General features: G+C 55.8%; 10 protein-coding genes, 1 tRNA gene and 1 pseudogene. 3 read left to right on the top strand and 9 right to left on the bottom strand.

Annotated features, from left to right (window positions below):
- A pseudogene (locus Abin_RS10175) lies at positions 1 to 339 on the bottom strand (hypothetical protein); the annotation flags it as partial.
- 204 nt (positions 340 to 543) lie between these two features.
- Between Abin_RS10175 and tldD the strand changes: the two are divergent.
- The 3 genes from tldD (at position 544) to Abin_RS10160 (ending at position 3,841) form a co-directional block, all read left to right on the top strand.
- Positions 544 to 2,001: a metalloprotease TldD gene (gene tldD, locus Abin_RS10170; protein ID WP_048846566.1), complete on the top strand. Its 1,458-nt coding sequence runs from the start codon at positions 544 to 546 to the stop codon at positions 1,999 to 2,001.
- Between the two features lie 154 nt (positions 2,002 to 2,155).
- Positions 2,156 to 3,415 (top strand): tyrosine--tRNA ligase, encoded by a 1,260-nt coding sequence (gene tyrS / locus Abin_RS10165; protein ID WP_084593589.1) that lies wholly within the window; start codon positions 2,156 to 2,158, stop codon positions 3,413 to 3,415.
- Positions 3,416 to 3,454: 39 nt separating this feature from the next.
- Positions 3,455 to 3,841, top strand: a complete 387-nt coding sequence (locus Abin_RS10160; protein ID WP_084593588.1) for a hypothetical protein — start codon at positions 3,455 to 3,457, stop codon at positions 3,839 to 3,841.
- Between the two features lie 213 nt (positions 3,842 to 4,054).
- On the opposite strand, the gene Abin_RS10155 is transcribed toward Abin_RS10160, so the two are convergent.
- From Abin_RS10155 to Abin_RS15870, 8 genes are all read right to left on the bottom strand, one after another.
- Positions 4,055 to 4,129: transfer RNA gene (locus Abin_RS10155), tRNA-Thr, on the bottom strand.
- Between the two features lie 65 nt (positions 4,130 to 4,194).
- Positions 4,195 to 4,608 (bottom strand): RNA polymerase-binding protein DksA, encoded by a 414-nt coding sequence (dksA, locus tag Abin_RS10150; RefSeq protein WP_048846559.1) that lies wholly within the window; start codon positions 4,606 to 4,608, stop codon positions 4,195 to 4,197.
- A gap of 213 nt (positions 4,609 to 4,821) precedes the next feature.
- Entirely contained in the window at positions 4,822 to 6,108 is a 1,287-nt protein-coding gene (locus tag Abin_RS10145) for an O-antigen ligase family protein (RefSeq protein ID WP_048846557.1), read from the bottom strand.
- A gap of 67 nt (positions 6,109 to 6,175) precedes the next feature.
- Positions 6,176 to 6,727 (bottom strand): single-stranded DNA-binding protein, encoded by a 552-nt coding sequence (gene ssb / locus Abin_RS10140; RefSeq protein WP_048846555.1) that lies wholly within the window; start codon positions 6,725 to 6,727, stop codon positions 6,176 to 6,178.
- A gap of 172 nt (positions 6,728 to 6,899) precedes the next feature.
- Positions 6,900 to 7,517, bottom strand: coding sequence for an RsmD family RNA methyltransferase (locus tag Abin_RS10135; RefSeq protein WP_048846553.1), 618 nt, complete (start codon positions 7,515 to 7,517; stop codon positions 6,900 to 6,902).
- 2 nt (positions 7,518 to 7,519) lie between these two features.
- Positions 7,520 to 8,299 carry a pseudouridine synthase gene (locus tag Abin_RS10130; protein ID WP_048846551.1) on the bottom strand — a complete coding sequence of 260 codons (780 nt, stop codon included), beginning with the start codon at positions 8,297 to 8,299 and terminating at the stop codon, positions 7,520 to 7,522.
- The gene (locus Abin_RS10125) at positions 8,296 to 9,027 is read right to left on the bottom strand and encodes a gamma-glutamyl-gamma-aminobutyrate hydrolase family protein (RefSeq protein ID WP_048846549.1); all 732 of its coding nucleotides are present in this window, start codon (positions 9,025 to 9,027) and stop codon (positions 8,296 to 8,298) included. The genes Abin_RS10130 and Abin_RS10125 overlap by 4 nt, the downstream gene beginning before the upstream one ends.
- A gap of 129 nt (positions 9,028 to 9,156) precedes the next feature.
- Positions 9,157 to 9,288, bottom strand: a complete 132-nt coding sequence (locus Abin_RS15870) for a hypothetical protein (RefSeq protein WP_255319419.1) — start codon at positions 9,286 to 9,288, stop codon at positions 9,157 to 9,159.
- Positions 9,289 to 9,392 lie beyond the last annotated feature (104 nt).

The raw sequence follows: 9,392 nt of genomic DNA, 5'->3' as shown, positions 1-9,392 counted from the left end.
AGGAGCAGGAGCAGGAGCAGGAGCAGGAGCAGGAGCAGGAGCAGGAGCGATAGGCTCTGCTGGCGTGGAAACCCGGACAACAGACGGAGGGGATGCTTCTTTCTGTGCGGCCAAGATATTTGACTGTGAAGCGGGTGTTCCCTGCTGAACAGACGCGTTTGGAAGCGCCGGATTGGCCGACTGGGCAAATGCCGTCAGAGGCGTGGATGCCAGCAGCAGGGCTACCAATAAAGACCGCAGGGCGCGCGGGTGTTGGCATAAGGAAACAGAACGTCCGGTTGCCGGGTGAGGCAAAAGAATACGGGGTGCAAGGCTTGTTCTGTCCAAATATGCGCTCATGTCTCTCTTTCGGTCGGGTTGGTCTGGCCGTGGTTGCGCCATGGCCTGTCACGGTGCCGCAGAGGCAGAATGAAGCCCCCTTCTTCCTATCCAGAACGATAAAGGGGGGATCGGGTTTTGCATGGCGTCGGAACGGACTATGCTTTTCAGCCATGCTGGGCAATGGTGGCCCATACGCGTTACGTCCTGTCAGGAGTTTTGTTCATGTCGTCCACTCTTTCAAGCCCCGGGGCTCTGGCCGTTACGGATGACCTGTTTTTCAAGCGGCCCAATGCCTTACTGGCACGCGATGAAGCGGAAAACCTGACACGCACGGCCTTAACCGGCATGGATGATGGGGAACTGTTTCTTGAATATCGCGAAAGTGAAAGCATCGCGTTAGATGACGGGGTTATCCGCTCGGCCTCTTTTGATACCAGTTGCGGGTTCGGCTTGCGCTCTGTGCTGGGGGAAGAAACCGGCTTTGCCCATTCGGATGATTTAAGCCGGTCAGCATTGCAGCGGGCGGCAGATGCTGTGGGTGCGGTCAGAAATGGCCGTTCGGGCACCATGGCAGATGCCCCACGGTCCACCAACACGCGCCTTTACACAGACGCTAACCCGTTGGGTGAGAGCGATTTTGCAGCGCGTTCCGGTTTGCTGTCCCAGATTGACGCCTATGCCCGTGGCAAGGATAGCCGCGTGGTGCAGGTCATGGCGTCCTTGTCGGGGGAATGGCAGGCGGTGCAGATTATCCGGGCAGATGGTGTGCGCGTAGCAGATCTTCGGCCGTTGGTGCGGTTGAATGTCTCGGTTGTGGTTGAACAGGGCGGCAAGCGCGAAAGTGGCAGCCATGGGCTAGGCGGTCGCTATGAAATCAACCGTCTGCTTGAAGAACCAACATGGCAGGGCGCTGTGGATGAAGCCCTGCGACAGGCGCTGGTGGCGCTTGACGCCCGGCCTGCCCCGGCGGGGCAGATGGAAGTCGTGCTGGGGGCGGGGTGGCCCGGTATTTTGCTGCACGAAGCTGTTGGTCATGGTCTGGAAGGGGATTTTAACCGCAAAGGAACCTCGGCTTTTGCGGGCCTGATGGGGAAGCGCGTGGCTGCCCCCGGTGTGACGGTGATTGATGATGGCTCGCTGCCAGACCGGCGCGGTAGCCTGACTGTGGATGATGAAGGGACGCCTACAGGCCGCACCGTATTGATTGAAGACGGGATTCTGACGGGCTATTTGCAGGACCGGCTGAATGCCCGGTTGATGAACATGGCTGCGACCGGAAACGGGCGGCGACAGTCTTATGCGCATATGCCTCTGCCCCGCATGACCAATACCCTGATGCTGCCCGGTCAGGCGTCAACCGATGATATGATCCGTTCCATGAAGCGCGGTCTGTATGCGGTGCATTTTGGCGGCGGGCAGGTTGATATCACGTCCGGTAAATTCGTGTTTTCAGCATCCGAAGCGTATCTGGTTGAAGACGGTAAAATTACAGCCCCCGTCAAAGGCGCAACCTTGATAGGCAGCGGGGCTGAAGCCATGACGCAGGTCTCCATGATTGGGCAGGATATGGAGCTTGATCCCGGAATTGGCACCTGTGGCAAAGCCGGACAGGGTGTGCCTGTGGGTGTTGGGCAGCCGACCCTGAAAATGGCGGGACTAACGGTTGGCGGTACGGCCTAAACGCCAGTTGGTGCGGGTGCAAACACAGTAAAAACGCACGCTAAAACACTCTGTGGGGAAGGGGACGGTTTCTGCTGGTCTCTATCCCGTGTTAAAGGCCGATGTCGTAACATAGGGTGCGCGCTGTCAGCGCATGACACACAGGGATAAGAGAATGGTCGAAAACGGGTTTCAGAGTCCTTTCATGCAGGAAGCCGCGGCACGCGGTTTCATCTTCCAGTGCACAGATGCCCAAGCACTGGATGACGCCATGACAAAGGGGTCTGTCGCTGCGTATATCGGCTTTGACCCCACGGCAGACAGCCTGCATGTGGGCAGCCTTATTCAGATCATGATGCTCCGCCTGCTGCAAAAACACGGTCACAAGCCGGTCGCACTGATGGGGGGTGGCACCGCCCGGATTGGTGACCCCTCTTTCCGGGAAGAAGCCCGCCGTCTGATGACGGAAGAAACCATCACTACCAATCTGGCAGGGATTGAAGGCTGTCTGCGTCAGTTTCTGGCCTTTGGTGATAATGTTTCAGATGCGCGTCTGGTGAACAACGCAGACTGGCTGGATAAGCTGGCTTATATTGATCTGCTGCGTGATGTCGGGGTCCATTTTTCAATTAACCGGATGCTGGCTTTTGATTCTGTTAAAAGTCGCCTTGACCGCGAACAGGGTCTGACTTTTCTGGAATTCAATTACTCCATCCTGCAATCCTACGACTTCCGTGAACTGAATCGTCGCCACGGGGTGTCACTTCAGCTTGGTGGGTCTGACCAGTGGGGGAACATTGTTTCTGGCGTGGATCTGGTGCGTCGCACGGACCAGAAAAGTGTGATGGGGCTGACCACGCCTTTGCTGACAACTTCTTCCGGTGCGAAAATGGGCAAGACCGCCAATGGTGCTGTCTGGCTGTCTGAAGCGCGCCTGCCCGTGTTCGACTACTGGCAGTTTTGGCGCAATACGGAAGATGCGGATGTAGGCCGCTTTCTGCGTCTGTTTACAGATCTGCCGCTAGAAGAATGTGCCCGCCTTGAAGCCCTGCAAGGGGCTGACATTAACGAGGCAAAGAAAGTTCTGGCAACAGAAGCCACAGCCCTGTGCCATGGCCGTGACGCGGCGCTGGCTGCGGCAGAAGCCGCCCGTCAGACATTTGAAGAAGGCCGTGTAACGGCGGCTGATCTGCCGGTGCATGAAATGCCTCAGGCTGTTCTGGCCGAAGGTGTGCCTGTGTTCCGTCTGTTTGTGGAAGCGGGGTTGGCGAAAACTAATGGCGAAGCACGGCGTTTGATCCGTGGCGGTGGCGCACGCGTCAATAACGTGGCAGTCGCGGATGAAAATCAGGTTGTTGGGCAGACGGACGCCGTGGATGGCGCCATTCGTCTGTCGTCAGGTAAAAAACACCACGTTCTGGTTAAGGCGGTCTGACGCTGTCAGAGTCTGGTCTGGCGGGAAGGAGAGTAGAAAATGAAACGGATTCCCCTACTGTTTAGCTGTCTGGTGATGGTAGGCTCTCTTTCCGGCTGTGTTGGCCCCGGTGGTGGTGGCTATACTCCTTACCAGTATCCGGGGTATGGCCCGCGCTATGATGATTATTACGGCTACGGCCCTAGCTCCCGCTGGGGCTATGCTGACCGCCGGGTAAGACCGGGATTTGTGCGTCAGATGCCGCCAGGGGGTCGGGGCCGACCAGATGCCAGACCCGGTCGGGGTGGTCCTGGTGGACGAGATGGAGGGGGGCGTCCTTCCGGGCGAGGGCCTTCTGGTGGTCCCGGAGGGCATCAACAAGGTGGTCCCGGTGGTCGGGGCAATCAGGGCCGTCCCGGTGGCCCAGAAGGCGGCGGTCCACGCTAAACAGACCAAAGCTGCGCTTAAGGGGCGCAGCTTTTTTTATGCCCGATTATCTTCGATCAGCGATTTGACTGTCGAGGTTAAGGGTATGGTTAGTATGGGTTTGAAAAGTTGACGGGAATAAAGCCCACCATCATCCCACGCGATAGGATGAGGGGATACAGTTTCTGAACTTTAAAAGTAAGACAATAGAACTTGATACTTTTAGGGAAGAGCTGGTGCTGCTGGACAGGATTGAACTGTCGACCTCTCCCTTACCAAGGGAGTGCTCTACCACTGAGCTACAGCAGCACGCTGGCGGCGTTCTAGCGTTTCATGCGCATCGCCGCAAGCCTGTTTCCGCTTAAAAAGCGGAATTAATCGTCACGGTGGGTTTTTTCCATCCGTTCATGCTGTTCCTGCGCCTCAATGGACAGGGTCGCAATGGGGCGGGCTTCCAGCCGACGCAGGGCAATAGGTTCGCCCGTTTCTTCACAATAGCCGTAGCTGCCGTTTTCGACGCGCTGAAGGGCAAGGTTGATTTTGCCAATCAGTTTTCGGGCACGGTCACGGGTGCGTAGCTCCAATGCGCGGTCTGTTTCCACGCTGGCACGGTCCGTAATGTCGGCTTCATGAATGCCACCTTCAGACAGGCTGGCAAGAGTATCCCCTGCCTCTTTAAGCAGTTCGGCACGCCACTTGAGAAGCTTCTGCCTGAAATACTCCGTCTGAAGAGGGTTCATGAACTCTTCGTCTTCTGACGGGCGATAGTCCGGCGGTAGAGTAATCATATGTGTTATCAGCCTTTGCAATGACAGGAAGCCTGCCTTGAAAGAATGACGCGGCTTATAGCGGTGGTCGCACAGATCGCCAAGCAGATTATGCAGACCACCAGCAATAAAATCGTGACATAATCTTGTAACCGGACCACGCAGTTCAAGAATAAGTGTAATGCATAATAATGAAATGCTGATCGTTTCTAGCGCAGGTCAGACGTGGTTTGTTTAACGGAAACCCTTTTGGGTGTTATTTGCGCTTTCTGCACTGGCCATAAGCCAGCCTGCAAACAGGAAAATCCACCCTGCTGTAGGGAAGGAGAAAAACGCGCTGGTTGAGGCAATAGGCCATAAAACGGTGCAGCACATGACAAACAGCATGGCCTGCTGCGGGCGGCGTTCAGCAGAAAGATTACGCACACCAGCCCTTAACCAGAACAAACTGGTCACGACAAAAACCATCAGACCCGGCAGCCCTGCGGTGGTTGCAATTTGAAGATAGTAATTATGCGGGTGAATATTGCAGCCAGCATTTTCCGGGCTGACGAGGGCGGGTATCCCTACACTGGATAGTCCGCTGCTTTGCATGCCAAGATGGCAGAAAGTACGAAACCCATCCATCCCCAGCCCGAGCCATGGGTGGTTGAGCACCATGATTGTCGCTTTGGTAAACAGCAATCCGTAATCACTACTGGCAAAATGCTGAATCTGGTTTGAAAATTTCAGCACCAGTTTGGTATAAGTCGGGGGGGAAATAACAGGCAGGCTGGCCAAAGCGGCAACAACACAGACCAGAACGCCCAAAAATGGCAGCCGAAACCGTTTAACCAGAAGGGCGGTCAGGAAGAGGCCAAAAAGCATCAGAATGTTGCTCATGCGCTGGCCAATCAGAACCATGGTCAACGTGGCCAGCAATAACAAAAGCAGTCCTCCCGCCCACGCGGACAGTTTTTTTGTGTGCAGGGCGTGTAAAACAACCGGCATAATACCGGGGAAGAACAGCATCAGAAATGTAAAGCCTGCCCGTGGTTTGACAAACGGGCCGGTCAGGGAGCCATCGCCCCAGCGGGGATACCCCATCAGGTTTGTGCCGGTCAGATACTGCTCCCAGCATTGGCTCATCAACCAGAGCGCTAAAACCAGGAACACGCCACCTAACGCTGCACGGCGGGAGGCTTTGGGTAAAATCCAGTTTTCGGCAGCAGCCGTCAGCAAAAACAGGCGGGGCAAGCATAACGCCTGAATCCATGAAGCTCTTACGCCGCTAGAGAGTGACGCAATAAGGCACAGACAGCAGAATAAGGCGGCTGGTTTAATCCATGGTTTATGAACCCAGCGCCAGTCATGCGTCAGGCCGGAAAAAAGCAGGAAACTGATGGCAACAATAGTCGCTGCAATGTCGCTCAACGCTCTTGTGTAAAACATAAAGAGCGGTAGCAGCATTACGCAGGTTATGCCGCAGACGGTCAGGCTTTGTGCCAGCCATTTGCGCCAGCCTGATAAAGAAAGGGACATCAGGTTTTAAAAACCGGCATGATCAATGCTTTATCCCGCACAGGGGATAAAGCATTGGAAGCCGCCCTTAGAACGGAATTTCATCATCCAGATCGTTATTGCCACTCGGGGCATCCCAGCCGCCGGAGTTCGTGTTTCCACCGCGTGATGGAGTGTTCTGGCGTGGGGCAGAGCCACCGCCAAAATCATTCCCACCACTGTAGCCACCGCCATAGCTGCTGTTCCCGCCACCATAACCACCGCCGGCATCATCACTGTCACCGCCAGCACGGCTATCCAGCAGCACCAGTTCACCACGGAATCGTTCGACAATTACTTCTGTTGTGTAGCGTTCCTGGCCTGACTGATCGGTCCATTTGCGGGTTTGCAGGGCCCCTTCCAGATAAACCTTGCGGCCTTTACGCAGAAAGCGTTCTGCAACATCTGCAAGGCGTTCATTGAAAATGACAACACGGTGCCATTCCGTCCGTTCGCGACGTTCGCCAGATTGACGGTCATTCCATGTGTCGCTGGTTGCCAGCGTCAGGGACACAATTTTCATGCCGCTCTGGCTGGTGCGCACTTCCGGGTCCTTGCCCAGATTGCCGACCAGAATAACCTTGTTGACGCTGCCAGCCATCAGTGACCCCGTTTTCTCTTGCTGTCTGAAAGAATGTTCCGCTCGTTTAGCGCAGTAACCGTGACTCTGCCACCCTTGAACTCTCTCTGACGCCAGCAGGGGAACGCTCTGCGGGCGAGGACGGCGCTTAGATCAGTCGTACTATTTTACGCTATTAATTATCTGCTAGCACTCACAACCGCCAGACAGAAATCCGTGCTGCACCATGCTTACGTTCTGCCAGCAATAGTCCCGGAAAATGGACTGCCGGCTTTTGCTCAGGTGCTGCGTCCTCTGCATCGGGTAGGCCATTCTCGGTGTTCATCAGGGGCAGGGGCTCCTGCGCAGCGGTTTCAATGACAGCGATTGTCCCTTCAGCGATCCATCCCTGTGCTTTTAATGCTGCCAATGTGCGCGCAGGGAAATCCTGTCGATACGGGGGGTCAAGAAAAAGGAGCGAACAAGGTGCTGAAGCACGAGGGGGGGAGGTGACATCCCGTGCCAGAACCTTGCAGCGATCCTGCCATCCACACCCTGCAATATTGGCGCGTAAGGCAGAAAGGGCTGCTCGGTCAGTTTCAAAAAAACTGGCCTGTGCTGCGCCGCGGGAAATAGCTTCCAGACCCAGAGCACCCGTACCCGCAAAGGCATCCAGAACATGCGCGTTTGCCAGTAATTGGGGGCCACCCCAAGGGGCGTGTAACAGCATGTCAAAAAGTGCTTGCCGTACCCGGTCTGCCGTTGGGCGCGTTGTCGTGCCTGTCGGAGCTAACAGCATGCGGCCCTTACGGGCTCCGGCAATAATACGCATCGTTAGCTTGCCCGACGGCCCTTGGCAGAGGAGGCGTTGGCAGAGGCTTTTTCCGGTGCTTTAGGCATCTGTTCGCGCAGAATTTTGCCCGGCACTTCCTCCAGTTCACGGCGTTGAAGCGTGCCAAGCTGGAAAGGCCCGTAACTGGTGCGGATCAATCGGCTAACGTGCAGGTTAAGCCCGGCCATGACCTTACGGATTTCGCGATTTTTCCCTTCACGGAGGGAAACCGTCAGCCACGCATTGTCGCCCTTGCGGGAATCGAGCCCGGCTTCAATCGGTCCATAACGCACACCCTCAAACACGCTGCCGTTGGCCAGCGCAGCAAGCCGTGCTTCATCAACCACACCAAACACGCGCACACGGTACCGGCGAATCCAACCGTTGGTTGGTAGCTCTAGTCTCCGCGCCAATTCACCGTCGTTGGTCAGCAACAGCAGGCCTTCGCTGTTAAGGTCCAACCGACCAACGCTGATAACGCGCGGCATCCCGGGCGGCAGGGAGGCAAACACAGTTGGGCGACCTTCCGGGTCTTTATGTGTTGTCACCAGCCCGTCTGGCTTGTGGTAACGCCACAAACGGGTGCGTTCAGGGGCGGAAACGGCTTTGCCATCCACCTGTACCACGTCCTGTTCGGTTACAAATGTGGCGGGGTGGTCAACAGACTGACCATTCAGCTTGACGCGGCCTTCCTCAATCATCCGCTCCGCATCACGCCGACTGGCCACACCTGTGCGGCCAAGCCATTTGGCAATGCGTTCTCCACGGGGTTCCTGCGTCACTCTGTTTCTCCTGCCGCCTGAATAAAGGCGTTAAAAATCTTACGGTCGCCAGCGTCTATGCCAAATTCCGGGTGCCATTGCACCCCAAGACAGAATCGATGGGTAGGGTCTTCTATGCCTTCAATAATTCCGTCCTCAGCCACAGCATTCACCATTGCCCGGCCAGAGGACAGAACAGCCTGATGGTGCGAAGAATTAACGCCCATCTGACCACAGCCTTCAGTGATCCGGCTTAGCAAGGTGTGTGGGGTGATGCTTACGCTATGGCTGGCTTCATCGCGTGGGTTGGGTTGTTCATGCGGTAAGGCATCGGGCACGGAATCGGGGATGTGCTGAATAAGTGTGCCCCCCAAAGCAACAGCCAGTAGCTGCATACCGCCACAGATACCGAGTACGGGCATGTTTTTTTGAAGCGCAGCAGCCAGATAGGCTGCCTCGGCCTGTGTGCGTCTGGGGCGGAGGGTTACAGATTCATGGCGGTCGGCATCACCATACAGGGCGGGGTCTATGTCAAACGCGCCGCCCGTTATCAGAAGGCCGTCAATGTGGGGTAAGTACTCTGCCGCCAGTTGCGGAAACAGCGGCAGAGCAACAGGTAACCCGCCAGCCGTGCTGACTGCTGTTATATAATTTTCACGAAGCGCGTACCACGGAAAACGCGAATAACGGTCTGCTCCACCCGGTTCATGGTCAAGCGTAATGCCGATAACGGGGCGGCGTAATGTCATTTTTCAGAAATCTTAAAACAGAAAACACATGCACAGGCGCTGTGTAGTGCCACACAGGCTATCGTTTTGCACGTTCTTAATCAGTCCCGCACATTCTCTTTTATGGTGGGACTGATGTGGGGAAAGGTCTTAGCGCGGGAGAAAAGAAGCGTGATGGGTAAAATGGGCGGGGGCTGGCGCGGAGTCATTTACGGTCCGGTCAACAACGGAAAGACCAAGACCGATCGCAGCAGCGGCCAGGATGAGAGACAGACTGTGCATTGTACTAATCCTTTCCCGCATAGTCAGATTTTCAAATCTGACACATATTGTCCCGTAGAAACCCAATTCCAGAACGGATCATGGCATCTATAAGGCATGGTGAC

This window comes from Acetobacter indonesiensis, from assembly GCF_000963945.1.
Classification (GTDB): Bacteria; Pseudomonadota; Alphaproteobacteria; order Acetobacterales; family Acetobacteraceae; genus Acetobacter; species Acetobacter indonesiensis.
This window is presented reverse-complemented; position numbering and strand designations above follow the sequence as displayed.

Coding starts and splice junctions, on each gene's coding strand:
- tldD (WP_048846566.1), top strand. CDS start 544: ATGTCGTCCACTCTTTCAAGCCCCGGGGCTCTGGCCGTTACGGATGAC.
- tyrS (WP_084593589.1), top strand. CDS start 2,156: ATGGTCGAAAACGGGTTTCAGAGTCCTTTCATGCAGGAAGCCGCGGCA.
- Abin_RS10160 (WP_084593588.1), top strand. CDS start 3,455: ATGAAACGGATTCCCCTACTGTTTAGCTGTCTGGTGATGGTAGGCTCT.
- dksA (WP_048846559.1), bottom strand. CDS start 4,608: ATGATTACTCTACCGCCGGACTATCGCCCGTCAGAAGACGAAGAGTTC.
- Abin_RS10145 (WP_048846557.1), bottom strand. CDS start 6,108: ATGTCCCTTTCTTTATCAGGCTGGCGCAAATGGCTGGCACAAAGCCTG.
- ssb (WP_048846555.1), bottom strand. CDS start 6,727: ATGGCTGGCAGCGTCAACAAGGTTATTCTGGTCGGCAATCTGGGCAAG.
- Abin_RS10135 (WP_048846553.1), bottom strand. CDS start 7,517: ATGCGTATTATTGCCGGAGCCCGTAAGGGCCGCATGCTGTTAGCTCCG.
- Abin_RS10125 (WP_048846549.1), bottom strand. CDS start 9,027: ATGACATTACGCCGCCCCGTTATCGGCATTACGCTTGACCATGAACCG.
- Abin_RS15870 (WP_255319419.1), bottom strand. CDS start 9,288: ATGCACAGTCTGTCTCTCATCCTGGCCGCTGCTGCGATCGGTCTTGGT.